The organism is Blautia intestinalis, from assembly GCF_014297355.1.
GTDB lineage: Bacteria > Bacillota > Clostridia > Lachnospirales > Lachnospiraceae > Blautia_A > Blautia_A intestinalis.
Genome location: NZ_JACOQE010000004.1, coordinates 265,497 through 287,691 on the forward strand (window position 1 = coordinate 265,497; position 22,195 = coordinate 287,691).

Here is a 22,195-nt window from a genome sequence, read left to right on the forward strand (position 1 = left end):
ATTTTTATATTATCATTTTTATTGTATATATAAAAGTTGAATTTCTAAAAAACCGAAGTCATCTTACTTAGACAACTTCGGTCAGTTTCTTTTATGTATCTATCACTCTACTCGCTAATTTCCTGCTCACCCGAGTTTTCCAGACAATGAAAAGCCACAAAGCGAGAACCTTTTCGCATTAGAATTCCACTGTCACCCACTGAAATATTATTGTAAATTTTTCGTGATACACTCATCTTAAATTGCTCCTTATTCTCTGTTTCAAATGTTATATAATAATCATTGCTTGTTCCCGTAGGCATATTATTTTGGTAATGCGTAGTCTCTACAATTTTCTTTTTCGTAGCCACTGCCTTAACTGTTTTTTTAGGAGATAAACTATTTGCTATTCCTCTTGCAACAGAATATAGTACTATACATGTTACTGCCAATATTATCAGTATTTCCGGAGATTTTCTTTCAAATGAAATGAAGTTAAATATATAGGAAACACCTTTTTCCAAATAAAACATCAGTCTTCCTCCTTATCGTCATTTGTAAAATCAATTTCAATTGCCTTAGAACCTCCAAAAGCCGGCAGACCGTGTACCAATGTTTGGATACAATCAATCTTTAAATTAATTGCCTCTCCCTCCACATTATTAAATGCCAATATTGCTTCTCTTTTCGAATGTGCAGGAATTGTATATCCCATGAAACTGTCAAAGTCAAACCAATACTCACCTTTTGTTGTTGTCAAACAGGCTTCCTGCTTTGCATCCCAACCACCTATATTCATTTCTGTATCTGTTGGATTATCAAATATTACCTTTATCATATTTCCCTGTTTCTGGTCAACTTTTATAGTCATTCCTTCAAAAGTTGCATGACCACAAATTTCTGCACCGGAATTGAATAATAATCCACCCCAATATAAAGTAAAAACAGTCAATGCTCCGAGTACAAATATTTCAATAATAAGCACCTTTATCGGACTAAAATCATCTTTCGTTACTCGCGCCATTTTGATATTACTCTCCTTCCTTTCAAAAAACGTAAAGCATTTATAAAAACAGATTTATGTTTTGTTCTAGATTATTTAGTAAACTATACCTATTCCATTACAGTTACTACAAATATTATACCCAGATGTGTAACCACTTCCACCACATCCACTACATCCTATATATCCACCTGTCCATCCCATGACTGCATCATAATAAAGATTTGGCATATATTGTTGTCCTGTTCCTCCACAAATTGCACATGCTACAGCATCTGCTGAAAGTACACTGCCAGTTCCATTGCATATATTACAAAGATGTTCTTCTGTTATTTTCTGTTGAATTTCGGTATCTTGGCATTCCACATATTCACCATCGGCGTTTTTATAAAACAATAAAAATCCATAGTTTTCTTGCTGGCTTTCTGTTGTATACGTAAATAGTACCGACTCTCTGTCGTCACTTGTGTCAACGAGTTCAGCAGAAGTTACTTCCAATATTCCCGCCTCTTTTATCTGTTGAATCACATATAACCTGCCTTCTTCCACTTCATCTGAACAGATATATTTTCTGCTTCCTCTATTGATTGAGCCGAATTGATATTTGTACACCAATTTTGTACCAGTTCCTTTTTATCTTCTTTATTATCTGCACAAACTGTTCCTGCACTCAGCCCTGTTGCCAATAAAAATAGCAGTATAATAGTAATTATCTTTTTCATATCTTTCCTCCCAACTTTAATGTTCCAGTCTCATTTAACATATAACTACTATACCCCTCTGTCTTATCACTACCGTAGAATACAAGTTTCCGTCTTCAACCCAACAATAGTTATTTCACAAAAAGCTTATGTTGAGCATAATCCCAACATAAGCTTTTGCCATATTATTTATAAAGCACAATAACGAACTCTATCTGCTGTGTAGCTGTATTCTGCATGCATGCCAGTACTCCAAATCCTGCGCCGCCTTTTACACGTACTGTTGAACCGTTTTTAATGTTCTTTGCCTTTTTCCAGTTTCTTTGGCCATAGCTCAATTCCAGTAATTTCCATCCTTTTTTGGCTTTGACATTGATTGCAACCTTTTTGCCAGCATATTTGGAATATTTCTGGTAGATATAAGCGTTTTTGTTGAATTTCTTTCCTGAAATCGTTGTCTTGCCAATTTTTATCGAGCTGACCGGACTTGCATATTTGGCTACTGTTAATTTACAACGATAGCTTTTTGATCCTTTTTTTACAGTAATTGTTGTCTTTCCCGGTTTCTTTGCTACAACTTCAAGCATCTGAGATTTTGCCTTTGCAGTTGCAACCTTTGGATTACTTGATTTTACAGATACCTTTCCTTTTCCTAAATATGCAATATATGACGTATTGGAAAAATAAGCATTTTTGACTGTTTCCTTAGAATACAGTGACAGGGTCAGCTTATCCGAAATATACAATTCCGTATCATTCGCTGCAAATGCCGGTGTCGCTGTCATCAGAAGCATTATTGCCGCCATTATGACTGTCATTAATTTTTTCCATGTTTTTTTCAATCTTTTTTCTCCTTCCTGTTAGCCTCAGCTATTAATATTTCTTATTATTACATTTTTACTTTATTCTGTCTATATAATTCACAGAATCATTTGACTTAATCATAGTCAAAATGTATTTAAAATTATCAAATATTTAAATCTTACTGAGCAAAAGCATCTTCATATATATTTTTCAGTTGATTGTATGTGTCTACAAGATTGTTGTATTCTGCCAATAGTCCATTATACTTTTCCTGTAAACTATTGTACTCCCCAGTCAATGTATTATATTCTGTTACAACAGTATCGTACTTATCGCCAAGCTTCTGATATTCCTCATACATTTCCTGCGCGCTGGAGGATGCAGCATTTAATTTGCTGGTTGCTTCTTCTACAACCTGATTGTGCGCATTAATTGACTGATTCGCCACCTCCTTATAGTACAGACCAATTTCTGAAAGCACTTGAATTGCATTCCCTTCCAGGTGTTTTGTCGTGGTTCCGGCTATGTACATCCATGCTTCCTGCTCATTCTCGGCATCCCACAGAACACGCGCCCATTTTTGATCCTGCGATTTTTCTCCTGTGGCCATCACTACGCTTCCACGTCCGATATTACCAATAATTTCATCCTGTGTGGATGGCCCTTTGCGGATATTCATCTTTTCATCACTTGTAATCATGTAGACGTCCGTATTTCGAAGCAACTTCATAGTTTCTTTAATTTCTTCGTCTGAAATTCCGAAATCGTTTGTATTTTTCTCTGTATCTGCATCTAATTCTGCCGTTTCTTCTTTTTGCGCCTGCTCACTCAGCGTATCACGCATATCCTCAAGATCTTTATCGTACTTTTTCTGTAACTTTTCTCCTGCATAACGGTATCCCCCGTAGCCGAATATGCAACAGGCAGCTACAAGTATCAGAACTGTTCTTGCACTACTCATTTTCATTCTCTTTCTTTCCTTTCCATCTGTTTTCGAAAGCATTCCTTTTATCTTTTAACACTTAACTTCGGTAACTGGTTTTATTTTTATAAAATAAAAATCCCCTTAAGCAGACAAGTTAAATAACCTAACTCTACATAAGAGGATTTTCATCACAACTGATACTAATCAATTTATTGCTTAGTATGCGGCAATACTAGACCATACATCATTACCATATTTTGTTAAATCTATTACACTTTTAACCTGCTGCTTCGTAAATTTAGCCCATATAGTATCATCATGCGGACGCGGCGAAATGCATTTATTATTCCAGCCAAATGATCCTGTAGCAATACTCTTTCCTTTATATTTTAATACGACATCCATCTGATGAAAATATTATAACCTATTCCCTGATTCAAGATGACAAATCCTATTGTCAAAGGACCATTCACATTATATTGAAGACTCTTGATTCTTGCTTTTTTCTTTGTTCTTTTATTTTCTCTTCCCTTCTTTATTTGCATTTCATGGCTTTATAATACCCCCCTGCATATATCCTGTCAATTCAAATCCACTACTTTATTTTCACTTTTTTCGCCTTGCTCCAACCACTGTAATATACATTTTTTCCGACTTTTTTCCAGCTTCGTATTCTTACATAATATGTTCTCTTTCCTGACAGCTTTGATATCTTTAAAGCAGTAATATTTTTTACAGTTTTTGTCTTTGCATTCTTAAAATTCTTACTTGTCGAACACTGAATCTGATAACCGCCTGCACCACTCACCTTTTTCCACTTTACTTTTGCAGTATTTTTTGCTGCAGTTATTTTTTTAATCATTGTCGACTTCGGAATGATCTTAAACTTCACAGTACAGGAATAAGATTTATATTTTCCTTTTCCTCGGATTACAGCATATCCGGTTCCTACGTTCTTGTTATTCTTATAGGATATCGAATAATATTTCGATGAAATTTTGTTATTTCCGACTTTTACTTCTTTTATCTGTGGTTTCTGAGCCTTTCCATTATAAACAACTGTTGTCTTTTTGAATGACGCTTTCATCTTTACAGTATTTACTGTTGTATTATTCTTTACTGTAGGTGTGATTTTTTCATCTTTGTTTTTTATCTGAAATTTCAGAATTCCATATACAGGAGTTCCCTGATAATTCATCAACTTCCCATTCACCGTACAATGAGTACTTTGATTTTTCAGAGTGGAATATACTGTAATCTGTCCTTCATTGATTCCGCTGTCCGGTACATAATTGTTATCGTAGCGCAGGAAATAATCTACGCCTTCTTTCAGAATCTTTCCGCTGGATTTAATTTTCACAGTTACTTTCGGCTCTATTTCTCTGTACGGAATCCCTTCATAGATTTTCTTATCCAGTGTCATTTCATAATAGCTTCGGCTTGTATTTATATGATAATCTACTTTGGCCAATAGCGCGCCATCATAATTTCCATATGAAGATCCTTTGGCAGAATATATACGCACGCAGGCATATATTGTTTCTTTATCCACATCTGTAGAAATCGGAGGGCAACCTGCACTGTTTTCATATTCCAGCACATAGTCTGTGCCTTCCTTCATAATCGTACCATCCATATCTCTGACTACAGGTTTGGGTTCAATCGCTTCGCCATTATATGTATATTCTGTTTTTTCAAGTGACGCTGTGATTTTCTTTACTTCGGTTCCATATTGTGCTCCTGTCTGTCTTTCAACCGTTACAGGAACTGTATAAGTTCCTCCGTTTTTTATTTTGACTGTAACACTTCCGGTTCCGACTTTCTTACCTCTGATTTTTCCCAGACTGTCTACCGAAATAAGTTCCGGATTATTATTTGTAATCGTAAAAAAATTAGAGGACTCTGCATAGAACGTATATCCCTCTGAATACTTTGTACAAAATTCCATATTGTCTCTTGTAGATGTTCCATACTGCAGCCGAATAGAACTTGCTCCTGTTTCTAATTGTAACTGCTGTACATCTGCAATTACATGAAAAGTCCTCTCCTTATCACTCTGCGTGTTAATGACCTCCCCACACGGATCTCCTGATCCCACAAACACCCAATAGGACGTATTATGGTAATCCAGAACACCTACTCCACAATATCTTATCTCGGATGCCATCATAGCAGCGTTATGTAATGGTGATCCAGACCAAAAATAATCTGCTGTCTCCGCATTTCCAAATCCGGAACCTATGTTTTCATGAACTAAATAAAAATCTCCTGTTTTAGCCACATAAATAGTTCCATACTGATCTTCGCGGGTAATTCCTCGATTAGAATATACAAATCCCAGTCTTTCCAACGCATCATAGCACCCTGTAGAATTTTCATTATACGGACAACGATGTGTGAAACTGACTACTATTTCTGCTGCTCTCTGCATAGCTGCTTCAGTCAACCCACTGGTGGGCTTTAATTCTGCAAGATTCTTTGCTTTTCTTTTTTCATTTAAAATTTTTACAAATCTCTGTGCTTCGCCGTAATGGCAGACACCTGTAATTGGAATCAGAACATTGTTGTCGGCCTGACAGGTTACCACGCCCAGTATAATACCAACTATGGACAATAACAGGTACATCCATATTCTGATTTTTGTCTTTGCTTTTTTCATATTGCCCCTCCACATATCTGCAAAAGAGAACCTAAGACTTTCACTCTGGATTCTCTTTTTGTCCACTATTTACCGTTTTCTGAATTATCTTAAATTCATGCTGACGCTATAATTAATATAGGTTCTGCTGCTCCAGTCAAAAGTCGGAAGCCCATTTGCATTCAGTGGATAAATGCCACTGAAAATAACGCTCTGAACATTCCCCTGTATTTTATTTCCCAGAGTAATTATCCAGCCAGATTTTGCGCCCGGCTGCACTCTCTGGTAACTTACGCCCCCATTTTCTACGGACTTCAATACATTTACAGGAATATTATAAGTACCTGCAGTTGTTTTTACAGCCATATTAAAATCACTGGTTGACCATCCAAAAGCAATACCAGAATTACTTCCATTAGTAACTTCTACTTCAATTGTTCTGTCATTATACAGATATGCTTCATAGGTAATTCCATGGTCATATGTCGTTCCTTTTGCCACCACTTTTCTTACATTTGTGTTCTGTGCAGTATTAGTATTGGTTTTAGCTTTGCTTTTTGCTTTCTTGACATTTACTTTACATGTCAGTTTCTTTTTTCCAATCTTGGCAGTAATTTTTACCTGACCGGCTTTTTTTCCTTTTACAACACCATTTTTATTTACTGTAGCAATTTTGGAATTGGAAGAACTCCATTTTGCTTTTTTACGTGTTCCTTTTACTTTTAATTTAACCGTTTTTCCAACAGTCACGGATGCTGATCTGCGATTCAGGCTGACAGATGCCGCCGATACCGGCATTACCATTGCCAGCGATACCAGAAGTGCTAAAATAATTACAGAAACTTTTTTTACATACTTTTTCATTTTCTTTTTTCCCCTTTCGCAATACCATCAAAATGTTGTTTTTTTAGCCTTTCTGTCTAATAGACACTTAAATAGCCCGGATGGTTTTAAGTTTTTAAAAATTTTTTTAATTTCTATAAATACTATACTTTATATTGCAACGATGCTCGTAGAACCCAGGTTTCCCAGGATGCTTTCCTTTTTTTCCTGTTTTACCTGTAATAAAACAGGAACCATCTTATAGACAGCTCCTGTTTTATAGTCAATATTCTATTTCATTTCTTCTTTTAATTTCAATACATCTTCTAACGGTATTCCAATCTTTTCGGCAATCAGTTCATCATTTAATATTCCGAGAAGATTTTTGGCTGATTCCAATTTAACCTTTTTTTCGGCTTCTTTATATAGCATTTTTCCCAACTCTGTCATTCGCATTTCACTCCTTACTTCGTCCAGATCAATTTTCTCTAAAAATTTGTCAGCCATTGTGTATATCACTGCCTCCAATCTTCGGACATCCTCCTCCGAAATATCTTTTGCTTTTTCTATTATTCTGAACGCACCTGTAATACGCTCTTTCTGCGCTGATTCTCCACCCATTAACGGCATCAGAACCAGTCTGATTAATTCTTCTTTTGTTATTTTTTCGTTTTCGTCTATTTTGTGCCTCAGTTCAATCAAAAACTCATCTGCATTCCAATCTGCCATAATAATCGGCATTATTCGATATGTATTCAGTCCCTCCGTAAATTCTGTCACCGGATTTTTAATTTTCCCAGAAAACAGCACACATGTTGTTACCGAAACATTGTACTGATAACTGATTACCGCCTCATACGAACGAAATCTTTTCAAATCTTTAATGCCTTTACTACTGCTCTGAAACTCGAAATGTTTCCAGCTTCCATCTTCCATAATCAGGTTATTGTCCTGAAAATACTTATGAAATTCCAATATAGTAGATTCAGTAGGTGCGATTCCAATAACTTTCTCATGGATTCCTAAATATGGCAATAATTCATTAGCAAAAAACTGCATCATACTCTTCATGATTGCATCTTCGTGCTGATATACTGAAGATTTTTCTTCTTTTGTAACACTGATTTCTTCTTTCATTTGAATCCTTTCTGCAAAAAAGTATTCAAAGAAATCACCTAATTACAATATAGCAAAAAAAAATACTACAGACAACATACTTTTCTGCTGTTTATATGATTTCTATGTTGGTATTTTCTCTGAAATCGAGATAAGAATATTCATTAGAAAATAATAGATATAACAAATTGTAATCGACAATTTCCCTGCAACTGTCTGTATATTACATAATGTAAAAGAAAAAACGCGCAGTGTCAACAAAAAATGTTCGACAAATTATTCTTAACTTTCATTTATTTCTATCCCTGAAATCATTTGACATTCTTTACTACTTTCGCTACTATTATTTCATAAAATATGGCATCTTAAATAGATAATATTACTCAGTTATCATCAGCATACATGAGGGGAAATTGATATGAATTTTAAGGATTTGGCAGAACAAAATGAAGACTGGATCATCGAGCAGAGGCGTTATTTTCATGCGCATCCGGAGCTTTCTTTTGAGGAAAAAAACACCACCGGACAGATTGGAAAACTACTTGAAGAAATGGGGCTGACTCCTCACTATTATCCGGATTATAACGGTCTCTGGGCGATGATCGAGGGAGGCAAAGCTACCCCTGAGAGCAAGACAGTCGCTCTTCGTGCAGATATCGATGCACTTCCTGTCGAAGAACACACCGGGCTTACATTTTGCAGCCAGAATCCAGGTGTCATGCATGCCTGCGGACATGACTGCCATATTGCCATGCTTCTGGGCGGAATCCGTATGCTGATGGCAAAAAAAGAAGACCTAAAAGGAAATGTAAAGATCATCCTTCAGGCTGCAGAAGAATCCTGCCACGGTGCACAGTACTATGTCGAGCATGGTTTTCTGGACGATGTAGATGCCATTTACGGCACACATATCTGGGGAGAGCTGGATGCACCTTACATGAATTTTGAATCTGGCCCACGTATGGCAAGCTGTGACAATTTCCGAATTGAAATCGAGGGTGTTTCTTCTCATGGTTCCACCCCGCATCAGGGTGTTGATGCGATTTTGACTGCCGCTTATATCATCACAGAAATTCAGGCAATCGTTTCCCGTATGAATGATCCTCTGAATCCACTGGTTGTCACCGTCGGTAAGATAGAAGGCGGACAGCGCTTTAATATTCTTGCTGATAAGGTCGTTCTGGAGGGAACTACGCGTACCCATTCCCCTGAAATGCGCAAAAAAACAGAGCCTCTGCTCCGCAGAATCGCTGAAAATACAGCTGCTTCCATGGGAGCAAAGGCTACTCTGAGTTTTGAATATTTTCCGGCTCCGATCATCAATGAGCATGAAGATCTGGTACTGATTGCAAGAAATGCCGCTGCCAAAATGTACGGTACTGATTGTCTGAAACCATTCCCAAAAATGATGATCAGTGAGGACTTCGCCTACTATATGGAAAAAGTTCCGGGTGTCTTCGGGCTGGTCGGAAGCCAGAATAAATCTCTTGGCATCACCGCCAAAAATCACAACGATCACTATACCGTAGATGAAAGTGTCTTAAAACGCGGAGCTGCGATGTACGCACAATTTGCGTACGATTTTCTGGAAGAAAAATCTTAAAAATTTTGTTTTTACTCAGGTGTGGCAGGAACTCCTGAAGCAGGTTCTCATTGATGTATGTTACACACAATTGACGATCGTTTTAAGGATTTCCTGTTCTTCTTTATCTTCAGGTCTTTCGTATTCGCACTCTCATCGCATAAAATAATGCTCTTTCGATCCTCTGATGCTATTACAGCATAGTAATAATATTTCTCTTCAGATGTCTCTATCCGATCGGACAGAATCTTCTTGGGATACATTAGAAGATCCTGCAGCTTCTGCGCTTCAAAGGCAGTATTCCATATCTTACTGATCGTTCCATCCTTCTTCTCCTTAAACGTTTCATACCTTCCCCAAAAGTTGTACTGAATCAAGTATACTCCACCATAATTACGCTGAAATCTTATCAATCAGTTTCAATTCTTCTTCTGTAAATGGTGCACAGCTGATCGCTTTTACATTGTCAAGGATCTGCTGCGGTTTTGATGCACCGATCAGTACACTTGTAACTTCGTCGTGATGAAGCAGCCATCCGAGTGCCATGTCGGCAAGTTTCTCGCCTCGCTGCGCTGCCAGATCATTCAGCTTACGAATCTGATCCATCCTGTGCTCATCCAGTGTACTTTCTTTTAAAAATCTTCCATCTGTACGGATTCGGCTGTCTTCCGGAATACCATGAAGATAGCGGTCCGTCAGCTGTCCCTGTGCAAGAGGGCTGAATGTGATCAGACCTTTTTTCAGTTTGCCCGCCATATCTTTTAATCCATTTTTTTCTACAGTTCTGTCAAAAATAGAATAGCGATTCTGGTTAATTACAAACGGACAATGCAGCTCTTTGAGGATTGCAGCTGCTTTTTCCAGTGTAGGGCCGTCATAGTTGGAAAGACCGACATAGATTGCTTTTCCACTCTGCACCGCGCTTGCCAGTGCTCCCATTGTCTCTTCAAGAGGAGTTTCCGGATCCATTCTGTGATGATAAAAAATATCGACGTATTCCAGTCCCATTCGTTTCAGGCTCTGATCAAGACTTGCAAGAAGATATTTGCGGCTTCCCCAGTTCCCGTAAGGGCCCTCCCACATATCATATCCTGCTTTTGTTGTAATGATCAGCTCATCTCGGTAAACTCCAAGATCCTCTTTCAGAATACGGCCGAAGTTTTTCTCGGCACTTCCCGGCTCCGGTCCGTAATTATTTGCAAGGTCAAACTGTGTGATACCATTGTCAAATGCTGTGAAACAAAGCTTTTTCATATTCTCAAAATTCGCTGTGTCACCAAAATTGTGCCACAGTCCCAGAGACACCTTCGGAAGCATTAAACCGCTGTCTCCGCAGCGCTTATACTCCATCTGTGTATATCGTTCTTTTGCTGCTGTATACATTTCCTTCACCCTCCAAAATGATATTCAAATTCCTTCTATAGAAGATTATCTGTTCAAATATATCGAAAGTCAAGAAATTTTGTGAGGCTTTTACTTTTCCGAAAATGGAATAGCCATTCGATTTATTTGTTGCTATAATCAAGATACATAAAAACACGAAATGGAAATACTATAGAGGAGTGACAGATCATGGCATCAGAACGTACTGATGAATTATATAAAATTTTACTCAGCAAAGGATATCCCAAAGAACTTTGTGCAGAGATTGCATATAAAAATATGAATACAGATTATACTGCCACCCGGATGCTCGGATATCTCTATCGAATAAGCAATCCGCGGATTGAAGACCTCATAGATGAAATGCTTGCGATCTTAAGTGACCGAAATGCAATCATTCAGAAAAAAGAACTGGAACAGGCCCAGAGCGTGATCAATGACGTGTATCAGAATGGGCTCTAAAACTGATTTAGAAAGGTAGAAAAATGGCACAGATTATATTAACTTTCGGACTCGAAAAAGAAAAACTCAGAGCGGTTCGCAGTACTGCCCTGAAAAACGGAATGCTGGTAAAAGAAATTTCCCGGATAAATTATGGGCAGAAGCTTGGCTTTCTTGCCGGAATCCAGGGCTTTCACAAAGAAAAAACAAATTATATCGGCCCGGATTTCCCACTCGAAATGATGGTATTCTCCGGGACCGACTCCACACAGATGGATGCCTTTCTCGCCGACTATAAGCAGACCGGCGCAGCGTCTATTCCGTTAAAAGCGATCATTACTCCACACAATATCTTCTGGACTGCAGAAGCATTATATCAGGAGCTGTTTAAAGAACATCTGCGTTTTATTTAGTTTTACTGTATCGGTTCAAAATCCACAGCTCCATGCTTGCACAGCGGGCAAATGATGTCTTCCGGAAGTTCATCGCCTTCGTAGACATAGCCGCAGACTTTGCAGACAAAACCTTTTTTGCCTTCTGTTTCCGGCTTCGGTTTTACATTCTGCTGGTAATAAGTGTAAGTCATGGTATCCTGATCACTCATAACACGGGCTTCTGTAACGCTGCAGATGAACATTCCATGCGTATCAAGGTCGACATACTGTTCTACTTTCAGTGACATGAATGCATTGATATATTTATCCAGAAATACAAGTCCGTTTCCGGAACGGTTGATCTTCTGTCCTGCAAATTTGTCGACAGTTCTGCCGGACTGGAAGCCAAACTGCTGAAAAACAGAGAACGGTGCATCTATGGACAGGCAGTTTACATTGAGAACACCTGTCTGCCGGATTACATGATGAGAATAATTTGCCTTGTTGATATTTACAGCCACACGATAAGGATTGTCCGTCAGCTGAGTAACTGTATTTACAATAAGACCATTGTCTTTTCTTCCATCGTTGGAGGTGACTACATAAAGGCCATAACCGATGCGGAAAAGCGCAGTCATATCATTTTTGTTTGCAAGAGTATCATCTTTTGCAATATATTCTTTGCAAAGTTCATCTGTCATATCATCGATCTGTTTACGGTTTTCTTCTTTTACAGCAGACCAGATGTGTACAGAGTTTTTCAGCCAGTCGATTTTTTTGCACTTAGACATCATTTCTTTCATAATCTTTGCTGCCAGAGGTGCCCATGAACCATTTTCAATAAGGCCGACGGTACGATTCTGGTAATTGTGTTCTACCAGTCGGGTAATAAAATCATTCATAAACGGATAGATACCTGCATTGTAAGTGGTGGTTGCCAGGATCAGTTTTGAATAGCGGAAAGCATCACTCAATGCCTGGGACATATCATCTCTTGCAAGATCATAAACCAGAACCCTTGGACATCCTTTTGCTTTTAATTTTTCAGCAAGAAGAGAAACTGCCATTCTGGTGTGTCCATATACGGAAGTATAGGCAATCACAATTCCGTCATCTTCCGGCGTATAGGAAGACCATGTGTCATAAAGCCCGATATAATGTCCGAGATCTTCTGTAAGAACAGGTCCATGAAGCGGACAGATTTTCTGAATATCGAGAGTGGCCGCTGCTTTGAGAAGTTTCTGTACCTGTTCACCGTATTTTCCTACGATACCGATAAAATATCTTCTTGCCTCGTCATCCCATGGTTCTTCCACATCAAGCGCTCCGAACTTGCCAAAACCATCTGCGGAAAAAAGAACCTTTTCTGTGCTGTCATAAGTAACCATAACTTCCGGCCAGTGAACCATCGGTGCAAATACGAAAGTAAGCTGATGATATCCGAGAGAAAGTGTACTGCCGTTTTCTGCTTCTATTTTCTTTCCTTCCAGATCCAGTTCAAAGAAGTTGCGGATCATGCCAAACGCTTTACCTGTGGCAACTACTGTAGTGTCCGGATATACTTTCAGGAAATTTGCAACATTGGCTGCATGATCAGGTTCCATGTGCTGTACAATCAGATAATCCGGTTTACGGCCATCCAGAACCTGCTGGATATTGTCAAGCCACTGGTGAGTAAAATCTGCATCTACGGTATCCATAACCGCTATTTTTTCGTCCAGAATCACATAAGAATTATAAGACATTCCACCCGGAACTTTGTACTGTCCTTCAAAAAGATCAATGCGGTGATCGTTTACACCTACGTATTTGATGGTATCTGTGATTTTCATATAATTTCCTCCGTTTCTTTTAGATTGAATAATTAAGTTTCCGTTTTTTCTGTTTACTTGTGCTGGTTTAGTTTTATTGTTTTACTTTTATTTGTTTTATAGTCTTTGTTTCCTGTATTCTGTAACTTTGTTGTAATTCATAACTTTGTTAAAAGAATAACAGAATGGCGCAGGAATTTCTGTTGCAAAAGTCACAAATTAATGATCTGCCTGAAAAAATATGTTATAATCTGGAAAAAGGGGGAAACATGATGGAAAAACATATTACACTTTTTACGGATATTCTTCCTGAAGAGCAGGAACGAATGCGCGTCTGTTTTCATGCAAGAGAAGATATTTTCCGAAATGGAGAGACGATCATGGAATATTCCCGTTCTATGAACAAGATCGGCCTGGTTCTTTATGGCAGAGCAATTCTTTACTGCTGCGACGAAGAAGGAAATGAATATATGATCGATGAGCTTAAGAAAGATGCTGTTTTTGGAGAACCGTTTCTTCTCCCGGCAGACTCTCAGCATTATTATGTGACCGCCGAAGAAGAAACAAAGGTAATGTTCATTGATTATGATCATGTGATCAAAAGATGTGAAAAAGCATGCCACCATCACAGTCAGATGGTCAGCAATCTGCTGCAGATGGCGGCTATGCAGTCCAGGCAGCAAATGGAACGGATTTATGTATTATCCAGAACCACGACCAAAAAAAAATTACTGGCATATCTGAACAACCTTTCCAGCCAGACTCACAGCCATAGCGTACAGATTCCTATGTCTTATACCGCACTGGCTCAATATCTTACCGTGGACAGAAGCGCCATGACCAGAGAGCTGAAAAATCTGGAAAAAGAGGGGATTCTCACCAAAAAAGGAAGGAATATCCGTCTGCAGGAGTGACTGGATTTTCTCATGTCTGGAACATCCAATTTACGCGGACTTTCATTTGACTTACTCTCCGCACGGTTTCCATCTTTCATGCAGTTCTTACCTTATCCAGATATTTCCGTACCACTTCCAGACCTCCAGTGGGTACGCAGAAGATATCCCTGTGTTTTTCGCATTTTTCACAGACTTCCTCCAGATCAAACCACTGAACGCTCTCTACCTCTTCTGTCTGAAGAATAAGTTCGTCTGTATTTACAGGTTCGTTGAAAATATAAACAAATGCAATCTCTTCGTCCCGGAACATTTTCCCGTGAAATTCTCTGGCAAAAGATATTGGGAAGGTTCCGGCAAAATGCAGCTGTTCCGGTACTGCACTGATTCCCAGTTCTTCTTTCAGTTCCCGAAGTGCAGATTCCAATGGTTCATCTCCTGCCTGAATATGACCTGCAGAAGAAGTATCAAATTTTCCCGGAAAGGAATCCTTATTCTGTGATCGTTTCTGTAAGAGTATCTGTACTCTGCCCTCTTTTTCACGGATAATCCAGATATGTGCTGTCCTGTGCGGAATTCCTTCTGCATGCGCTTTTTCCCTTGATGCGATCTGTCCGGTTGGATTACCCTTGCTGTCTATAACATCAAATAATTCCATTTTTATTCTTTCCTTCTTATCCGTATTAGTTTTTAATTCTCAATGAAATGTATTCTTTCAGGCTCAAAACGATTCTGCTGAGGTCTTGTTTCTGCCGGATACCCCAGTGCAAACATAGAAAATACCTTCACATTTTCCGGGAGTTCCAGAAGTTTGTGTACTTCTTCCATCCGGTCTTCCACTGGTGCGATACCAAACCATACACCGCCAAGACCCTGCGCATCTGTTTCCAGCCAGATATTCTCCTGCGCAATTGCCATATCAATCTGCGCAAAAGATGGCGCAACAAGACCTTCTGTATGATACACCGGAACGATGACTACCGGTGCCCCTGCCGCACAGCCGGTATATGGTGTTACTTTGGATAATTTCTGGATTTTTTCTTTATCTGTCACCACGTAAAATTCCCATGGTTGCTGATTACATGCACTTGGTGCCTGCATTCCCGCCCTCAGGATCTCCATAATTTTTTCCTTTTCCACTGGTCTGTCTTCATATTTTCTTACACTGATTCTGTGAAAAATACTGTTCATATTGCATGCCCCCTTGCTTACTATTTAAGATAGTTCTATTATAACATGTATATTTTATAAAGCTAACAAATATCTTCACTTCATCCGCAATTAATTCTCACAATAACAGTTTTTTTCTATCATATTTTTCTGATTTTTTGGTAAAATCACTTCAACTATAGGGACCATTATATATTCATTTTATTGGCTTAATTTGGTGTTACTCATATACAAACCATCCAATTTTATTACCTTCAATGACCTGCAAGATACTTGCTCTATCACTGGCCAACCATTTTATCTAAATTATGTTGGTTTCCAGCAGACTTACTCTTTCCCAGGTCATCTAGCACCACAATTTTGGTTGGTCTCCACACAGCTTATCCTTTCCATAGTCATTCGGCCCCTATATTTTCGTTGACCTCCAGACAACTTACTCCTCTCGCAGTCATCTTCTACACAACACCACAGCAACATTAGGGTATATCTACAATCCACTGACTCCAGAAGAAAGTTTGAGTATCATGGAAAAGGCATTTGCCAACTGGTTTTGCCCGAATTTGCCTTGTCACAGGAAGTCACAGGTTCGAACTCAAATCAACAAGCACAAAAAAAGCCGGAAACTATTTTTCAAGATTTCCAGCCTTTCGCCATAGCGTGCGTTAGAGGTTGCTGCGTGCCGGTGGCACGCGTTTAGCAACGACCGAAATGAAATGTAGATCGAACCCGTTCGAGTCCGACTGGACTCGAATAAAAAATGGGACAAGACTTTATGTCCTGTCCCATTTTTTATGACGTGCGTTAGAGGATTCGAACCCCCGACCTTTTGGTCCGTAGCCAAACGCTCTATCCAGCTGAGCTAAACGCACATTTTATTGATTTGCAAGTACTTGTCGCTCACAACAAAATTTATTCTACTGTAAATAAAACAATTTGTCAACACTTTTTTCTATTTTTTTTATTTTTTTATTTTAAACAGTTTTATATATTCTATTCTGCCGTTTTCCTTTTAATAAATTTGCTTCCTTCTTCAGGGAATGATACAATACAATCACAAGGACATCCATTGTATTTTTTTGCATAAGTGTAAACACTATTTTTATACAAATTTTAAGGAGAATGAACATGTCTTTTATCAGTGTATTCGATGTCATGGGGCCAAATATGATCGGTCCGTCCAGCTCCCACACAGCCGGCGCCGCCCGCATTGGTTTTCTTGCGCAGAAAATGATCAACGGGCCTCTGAAAAAAGTAGAATTTACTCTTTACGGCTCTTTTGCCCGCACCTACAAAGGCCACGGAACGGATCGAGCTCTGCTCGGCGGTATCATGGGATTTGCCACAGACGATATGCGCATCCGAAATTCTTTCGAAATTGCAGACCATAATGGACTTTCCTTTTCATTCACACCAAATGAAATTGAGACGGATGTGCACCCAAATACAGTTGATATTCATATGATCAACGAAAAAAATCAGGAAATGACTGTCCGCGGCGAATCACTCGGCGGTGGCAAAGTACGCATCGTAAAGATTAATTCCGTACAGGTTGATTTCACGGGCGAATACAGTGCTGTAATCGTAACTCATCAGGATAAACCCGGAGTTGTGGCATACATCACCAAATGCCTCAGCGACCGCAACGTCAATATCGCCTTTATGCGTCTTTTCCGCGAGTCCAAAGGTAAAATTGCTTATACGATCGTAGAATCAGACGGACATCTTCCGGAGGATATCGACGATACGATTCGTTTGAACCAGAATATCCACGAAGTTATGATCGTGCAGATGTAAGGAGGGAAAATCATGAAAGAATTTAAAAATGCTGTAGAACTTCTGACATTATGTACAGAAAAAAATCTTCCGATTTCTGAAATTATGCGTCAGCGTGAGATCATCCTCGGAGAAACGACTGCCGAAGATGTAGATGCACGTATGGCACGTGTATTGGAAATTATGAAAGACGCTGCTTTTTCTCCAGTCAAAAAAACAGTCAAATCTATGGGCGGCCTGATTGGCGGTGAGGCAAAAAAACTTTCCTTACATCAAACTTCCGGCAAAAGTATCTGCGGTAATCTTCTGGATGACGCGATCACTTATGCCATGGCAACACTTGAGACAAATGCTTCCATGGGGCTGATCGTTGCCTCTCCGACTGCCGGTTCCGCCGGAATCGTACCCGGACTTCTTCTGGCTGTCCAGAAACATTATCATTTTTCTGATGAACAGATTCAGCAGGCGCTTTTTAATGCCGGTGCGATCGGTTATCTTGCAATGAGAAATGCCACAGTCGCAGGCGCTGTCGGCGGCTGTCAGGCAGAGACCGGAATTGCTGCTGCCATGGCTGCTTCTGCTGCTACGGAGTTGCTGGGCGGCACCTCAAAACAGTGTACCTACGCGGCTTCTACTGTTCTCATGAATATGCTCGGACTGGTCTGTGACCCGGTAGGTGGTCTTGTCGAATATCCATGCCAGAACCGCAATGCCGCCGGTGTTGCAAATGCCCTCGTTGCCGCAGAAATGGCGCTTGCCGGAATCACACAGCTGATTCCGCTCGATGAAATGATCAACGTCATGTACACCGTCGGCAAAAAACTTCCGGCTGAACTGCGAGAAACTGCACTCGGCGGCTGTGCGACCGCACCGTCCGCATGTGAATCATGTCATATATGTAGTTAAACAACACAGGGAAAAAACCGTAAAGAACAAATAACGAATCTGTCTCTTAATCCAGATTCGTTATTGTTCTTCACTTACATTTTCCTATATTTTATAAAATCAATTCACTTAATTTCTCCTTAACGCTTCGATCGGGCTCAGACGCGCCGCTTTTTTCGCCGGATAAATACCAAAAAACACACCGACTGCACAGGAGAACAATGTTGCTGCAAAAATCACAGTCGGACTGATTCCCGGGGTGATCGTCATTCCGATACTTCCGCTCATGAAAGAACAGATTCCATATGCTGCCAGTATTCCCAATATAATTCCGATCAGACCGCCGATTACCGTCAGTATCGCAGCTTCTGCAAGAAACTGAAGCATAATTGAGGAAGTCTTTGCTCCAAGGGATTTACGGATGCCGATCTCTCTTGTCCTTTCGGTAACTGAAACAAGCATAATATTCATAACACCAATACCGCCAACCAGAAGCGAAATTCCTGCAACAAATGAAATAAAAGCTGTCACCATACCAAGCATTTCATTCATTGACTGCATCACATCCTGAAAACTCTGCACCTGAAAATATTCTTCACCTGCACATTGATGACGTTTTTCAAGTACGTGCACTACCTGATCTGCAATAATCTGAGAATCCAGCGTTTTATCTCCCTGTATCGTCAGTGAATAAAACTCATCCGCCGCGCCGACCAGATCTTCCATTGACGAATATGGAATATTGACAGCAACAGGCATCCCATCATATGTATAGCTGACAAACGTTCCATTTTCCTTTTGTGTTGTCACACCCATGATGCGAAAAGATTTTGATGAATCATAACAGGTGATATCGAGATTCATTCCCACAACGTCATCTGTCCCAAACAGACGCTTTGCATCAGCATCCGAAATCACACATACATTTTTACCTTCCTCTATCTCATTTTCGCCAAAATAGTTTCCATATTTCATCTCGGAATTATTGAGCAGTTTTGCATCCGGACCTTCTGCCGTCAGCATGATGGAAAAATTTCCTTTTCCTGTCACAGTTTCTCCATCATAACTCTCCGACACATTGACTCCCTCTACGGTATTGATCTCCCGGACGGCCTGCACATCCTCTGCCGTGATAAACTCCGATTCTGTTATTGCATCATTACTGACACTGACTGCAATCTGCCCGCCACCGATACCGTCAATTTCACTGTTCATCTGATTTTTGGTTCCTTCGCCGATAGAAACGATTGCAATAACCGACGCAATACCGATAATAATACCCAGCATCGTCAGAAAGGAACGTCCCTTATTGGCACGGATATTCTGAACAGCCATTTTTATATATTCAAATAAACCGCCCATCAGGCACCTTCCTCTGCATCTGTCAGATTACTTTGGCTTCCATTATCAGCAGATTCATGCAAAGCCGCTTCCGCCTGCATTCCTTCTTCAAGTGAGCCGAGGTCTCGAATAACCTCATCTCCCTCTTTGATCCCTGCTGTCACTTCTACATAATCGTCTGAGCTGATTCCTGTTGTAATATCCCTTCTGGTGATAACACCGTTTTCAATAACATAACAGAAAGAACCGTCTTTTCCGATATTTACTACCTCTGACGGAAGCACCACAACATCATCGGCCTCTTCTGCATGAATTGTTACTTTTGCATCAACACCAAGGAAAATATCGGCATCCGGATTTTTGATACGCACATCTGCTGAAATCAGCGATGCACCTTTTTCATTCTGTGTTGCCACATGGCTGATACTTGTTACTTCGCCTTCATACGTCTTGCCGGCCAGAGTAATATCGGCACTCTGCCCTTCTTTCAGCTTGTCATAATCATATTTAGAAACATTGATATTAACATTTATTTTATCTGTATTCTGAAGGGTAAAAAGTTCTGTCCCGAGAGCAGTCATCGCACCTTCTACTACAGAAACTTTTGTGATGACTCCGTTAAAGTCCGCTGTAATACCCTTTTTCGCCGCCTCGACAAGTTCCTGTGCAGACATCTGATCCAGTTCGGAAAGGTTATTTGTAATCTCCATCTTTTCTTTTTCTTCTGCAGTGACTGCTGATGGATCAGCCTCCGCAACTGCCTGCTGTGAAGACAGTCTGGACTGCAGTTCAGCAAGTGTGTTGCCTGCCTTTTCAAGTTCAGCTTCCAGAGCAGAAGTATCTGCCGTCACAGTCGTGTCTGAACCGTTGTTCGTAACAGTCTCCGCAGAATCAGAAAAAATACTGTCTGCCTCGTTTCCGTCTGAAACGCTTCCACTGTTTACATCATTCATCGCAGGTGCTGCCGGTTTCTGTGTCTTGTAATCTTCGTAGGCACTTTTTGCATTCTGATATGCAATCTGCGCATCGTTTCTGGCACTCTCTGCCACGTCTAAAGCCGCGGCATTCTCATCACTCTGCTCACTGCTCCATGTCTGGAATGCCATCTGATAATCTGTTTCTGTCTGATTGTATGTAGTCTGTGCCTGATTCATTTCATCAGCAAGCGTATTCAGCTGCGTCTGATATGCCGGCAGTGTCTCATTCTGATATTTCTTCTGTGCTGCCGCATATGCCTTCTGAACAGCCTCTGCCCGGGCCGCCTGAGCCGCGGTCGCATCCGCCTGTTTTCTTGCCTCTTCCTGCGCTGCTGCCACCTGTGCATTCGTATTTGCCTGAGAAATCCTTGCTTTTATATTTGCTATGTAATCCTCCTGCGCAGCTACCTGCTGTTTCAAAGATGCAGCATTGCCCTGCGCATTCTGCTGCTTCTGTACAGCTTCAGCTGATTTATTCAGCGTATTCTGCATATCCAGCTTTCCACTTTTTACATTCAGCTCTGCTTTCTTTTCCTCGCGCTCAAGATCCTTCTGGTCAAATTCAATCAGCTTTGTCCCTGCTTTTACCGTTTCGCCTTCTTTGACATCAGCTACATCAACCTTCGCATTGACAGGTGAAAAATAAGTCTTCTGTTCTTCACTTACAACCATTCCACTGGTTTCCACCGTTTGCTGTACATTATCGCGTACAGCTTTTACTACTTCAATCTGTGGCACTGCATTTTCTGCTGCATTTCTGCTTCCGCAAATATTGGCACCTGCCACAGCAGCAACCGCCAGTATACCGACTCCGATCACAAGCTTCTTTTTTGATTTTTTCTTTTTCCCACTTACCTTCATTCAGCTGCCTCCTGATCAAAATCCGGGTTGATCGTATCAGATTCTATTTTGCCATCCATGATCCGCACCACGCGTCTTGCCTGTGCAGCAATCCCGTTATCATGCGTGATCAGTATGACCGTTCTTCCGGTCTTATGCATCTTTTTGAGGATTCCGAGTATTTCCCTGCTTGAGGCAGAATCCAGATTTCCAGTCGGTTCATCCGCGAGAATGACCGGTGGCTGAGCGGCAATTGCCCTTGCGATCGCCACACGCTGCTGCTGTCCTCCTGACATCTCACTCGGTTTATGGTCCATACGTTTTTCAAGTCCGACCATTTTCAGAGAATCGATTGCCAGCTGATGTCTTGTCTTACGGTCAATGCCACGATAGATCAGCGGCAGTTCTACATTTTCAATCGCATTCAGATTCGCGATCAGATTGAATCCCTGAAAGATAAATCCGATCTCACGGTTTCGAACCTCAGACAATTCATTGTCCGACATTTCGGACACGTCCGTTCCATTCAGATAATATTTACCGGATGTCGGCACATCCAGACAGCCGAGCATATTCATAAATGTCGACTTGCCTGATCCGGACTGTCCGATAATTGCCACCAGTTCTCCCTTCTTAATTTCGAGGCTGACATGATCCAGTGCCCGCACTTCGTTTTCGCCGGGATTGTAAATCTTGCACAAATCCTCTACTTTGATTAACGTATCATCCATTTCTGT

Annotated in this window: 22 protein-coding genes and 1 tRNA gene; 6 read left to right on the top strand and 17 right to left on the bottom strand. The window is 40.3% G+C overall.

Annotation, left to right across the window (positions count from 1 at the left end):
• Positions 1 to 107 precede the first annotated feature (107 nt).
• The 9 genes from H8Z79_RS09405 to H8Z79_RS09445 all read right to left on the bottom strand — a co-directional run bounded on the left by H8Z79_RS09405 (position 108) and on the right by H8Z79_RS09445 (position 8,009).
• Positions 108 to 512 (bottom strand): DUF2500 domain-containing protein, encoded by a 405-nt coding sequence (locus tag H8Z79_RS09405; protein WP_015543200.1) that lies wholly within the window; start codon positions 510 to 512, stop codon positions 108 to 110.
• Entirely contained in the window at positions 512 to 1,003 is a 492-nt protein-coding gene (locus tag H8Z79_RS09410) for a hypothetical protein (RefSeq protein WP_015543199.1), read from the bottom strand. The genes H8Z79_RS09405 and H8Z79_RS09410 overlap by 1 nt, the downstream gene beginning before the upstream one ends.
• A gap of 75 nt (positions 1,004 to 1,078) precedes the next feature.
• Positions 1,079 to 1,510: a hypothetical protein gene (locus H8Z79_RS09415; RefSeq protein WP_118039026.1), complete on the bottom strand. Its 432-nt coding sequence runs from the start codon at positions 1,508 to 1,510 to the stop codon at positions 1,079 to 1,081.
• Complete coding sequence (locus tag H8Z79_RS09420; protein ID WP_015543198.1) at positions 1,507 to 1,704, bottom strand: hypothetical protein; 198 nt, start codon at positions 1,702 to 1,704, stop codon at positions 1,507 to 1,509. The genes H8Z79_RS09415 and H8Z79_RS09420 overlap by 4 nt, the downstream gene beginning before the upstream one ends.
• 164 nt (positions 1,705 to 1,868) lie before the next feature.
• The gene (locus tag H8Z79_RS09425) at positions 1,869 to 2,525 is read right to left on the bottom strand and encodes a hypothetical protein (protein WP_118039025.1); all 657 of its coding nucleotides are present in this window, start codon (positions 2,523 to 2,525) and stop codon (positions 1,869 to 1,871) included.
• A gap of 140 nt (positions 2,526 to 2,665) precedes the next feature.
• Positions 2,666 to 3,454, bottom strand: a complete 789-nt coding sequence (locus tag H8Z79_RS09430) for an SH3 domain-containing protein (RefSeq protein ID WP_147348539.1) — start codon at positions 3,452 to 3,454, stop codon at positions 2,666 to 2,668.
• A gap of 553 nt (positions 3,455 to 4,007) precedes the next feature.
• A complete protein-coding gene (locus H8Z79_RS09435; protein WP_182279201.1) occupies positions 4,008 to 6,071 on the bottom strand; it encodes a CAP domain-containing protein in 2,064 nt (687 codons plus the stop codon).
• A gap of 84 nt (positions 6,072 to 6,155) precedes the next feature.
• On the bottom strand, positions 6,156 to 6,914 hold the full coding sequence (locus H8Z79_RS09440; RefSeq protein ID WP_118039023.1) for an Ig-like domain-containing protein: 759 nt from the start codon (positions 6,912 to 6,914) through the stop codon (positions 6,156 to 6,158).
• 249 nt (positions 6,915 to 7,163) lie between these two features.
• Positions 7,164 to 8,009 carry a hypothetical protein gene (locus H8Z79_RS09445; protein WP_015543191.1) on the bottom strand — a complete coding sequence of 282 codons (846 nt, stop codon included), beginning with the start codon at positions 8,007 to 8,009 and terminating at the stop codon, positions 7,164 to 7,166.
• Between the two features lie 397 nt (positions 8,010 to 8,406).
• Here H8Z79_RS09445 and H8Z79_RS09450 point away from each other — a divergent pair, with 397 nt between their 5' ends.
• Entirely contained in the window at positions 8,407 to 9,591 is a 1,185-nt protein-coding gene (locus tag H8Z79_RS09450) for a M20 family metallopeptidase (RefSeq protein WP_118039022.1), read from the top strand.
• A gap of 372 nt (positions 9,592 to 9,963) precedes the next feature.
• On the opposite strand, the gene H8Z79_RS09455 is transcribed toward H8Z79_RS09450, so the two are convergent.
• Positions 9,964 to 10,953, bottom strand: a complete 990-nt coding sequence (locus H8Z79_RS09455; RefSeq protein ID WP_118039020.1) for an aldo/keto reductase — start codon at positions 10,951 to 10,953, stop codon at positions 9,964 to 9,966.
• 189 nt (positions 10,954 to 11,142) lie between these two features.
• Between H8Z79_RS09455 and H8Z79_RS09460 the strand changes: the two genes are divergently transcribed.
• Both H8Z79_RS09460 and H8Z79_RS09465 read left to right on the top strand, forming a co-directional pair.
• Positions 11,143 to 11,415, top strand: a complete 273-nt coding sequence (locus tag H8Z79_RS09460; RefSeq protein WP_015543187.1) for a hypothetical protein — start codon at positions 11,143 to 11,145, stop codon at positions 11,413 to 11,415.
• A 23-nt stretch (positions 11,416 to 11,438) separates the two neighbouring features.
• A complete protein-coding gene (locus H8Z79_RS09465; protein ID WP_118039019.1) occupies positions 11,439 to 11,807 on the top strand; it encodes a DUF3783 domain-containing protein in 369 nt (122 codons plus the stop codon).
• Between the two features lie 2 nt (positions 11,808 to 11,809).
• Here the strand turns inward: H8Z79_RS09465 and H8Z79_RS09470 are convergent, their stop codons facing one another.
• Entirely contained in the window at positions 11,810 to 13,600 is a 1,791-nt protein-coding gene (locus tag H8Z79_RS09470) for a flavin reductase (RefSeq protein WP_118039018.1), read from the bottom strand.
• A 248-nt stretch (positions 13,601 to 13,848) separates the two neighbouring features.
• On the opposite strand from H8Z79_RS09470, the gene H8Z79_RS09475 reads away from it, so the two are divergent.
• The gene (locus tag H8Z79_RS09475; protein ID WP_225876952.1) at positions 13,849 to 14,493 is read left to right on the top strand and encodes a Crp/Fnr family transcriptional regulator; all 645 of its coding nucleotides are present in this window, start codon (positions 13,849 to 13,851) and stop codon (positions 14,491 to 14,493) included.
• Between the two features lie 76 nt (positions 14,494 to 14,569).
• Here the strand turns inward: H8Z79_RS09475 and H8Z79_RS09480 are convergent, their stop codons facing one another.
• From H8Z79_RS09480 to H8Z79_RS09490, 3 genes are all read right to left on the bottom strand, one after another.
• Positions 14,570 to 15,130, bottom strand: a complete 561-nt coding sequence (locus H8Z79_RS09480) for an NUDIX hydrolase (protein WP_118039017.1) — start codon at positions 15,128 to 15,130, stop codon at positions 14,570 to 14,572.
• Positions 15,131 to 15,162: 32 nt separating this feature from the next.
• Entirely contained in the window at positions 15,163 to 15,663 is a 501-nt protein-coding gene (locus H8Z79_RS09485; protein WP_118039016.1) for a nitroreductase family protein, read from the bottom strand.
• Positions 15,664 to 16,437: 774 nt separating this feature from the next.
• Positions 16,438 to 16,511, bottom strand: a tRNA-Arg gene (locus tag H8Z79_RS09490).
• 256 nt (positions 16,512 to 16,767) lie between these two features.
• Here H8Z79_RS09490 and sdaAB point away from each other — a divergent pair.
• Together sdaAB and sdaAA are read left to right on the top strand one after the other, a co-directional pair.
• Positions 16,768 to 17,436, top strand: a complete 669-nt coding sequence (gene sdaAB / locus H8Z79_RS09495) for an L-serine ammonia-lyase, iron-sulfur-dependent subunit beta (protein ID WP_118039015.1) — start codon at positions 16,768 to 16,770, stop codon at positions 17,434 to 17,436.
• 12 nt (positions 17,437 to 17,448) lie between these two features.
• Positions 17,449 to 18,321, top strand: coding sequence for an L-serine ammonia-lyase, iron-sulfur-dependent, subunit alpha (gene sdaAA, locus H8Z79_RS09500; RefSeq protein ID WP_118039014.1), 873 nt, complete (start codon positions 17,449 to 17,451; stop codon positions 18,319 to 18,321).
• Between the two features lie 108 nt (positions 18,322 to 18,429).
• On the opposite strand, the gene H8Z79_RS09505 is transcribed toward sdaAA, so the two are convergent.
• The 3 genes from H8Z79_RS09505 to H8Z79_RS09515 are packed head-to-tail and all read right to left on the bottom strand — an operon-like array spanning position 18,430 to position 22,189.
• A complete protein-coding gene (locus tag H8Z79_RS09505) occupies positions 18,430 to 19,662 on the bottom strand; it encodes an ABC transporter permease (protein ID WP_118039013.1) in 1,233 nt (410 codons plus the stop codon).
• A complete protein-coding gene (locus H8Z79_RS09510) occupies positions 19,662 to 21,479 on the bottom strand; it encodes an efflux RND transporter periplasmic adaptor subunit (RefSeq protein ID WP_118039012.1) in 1,818 nt (605 codons plus the stop codon). Before H8Z79_RS09510 ends, H8Z79_RS09505 begins: the two co-directional genes overlap by 1 nt.
• The gene (locus H8Z79_RS09515; RefSeq protein ID WP_015543155.1) at positions 21,476 to 22,189 is read right to left on the bottom strand and encodes an ABC transporter ATP-binding protein; all 714 of its coding nucleotides are present in this window, start codon (positions 22,187 to 22,189) and stop codon (positions 21,476 to 21,478) included. The genes H8Z79_RS09510 and H8Z79_RS09515 overlap by 4 nt, the downstream gene beginning before the upstream one ends.
• Positions 22,190 to 22,195: the final 6 nt, after the last annotated feature.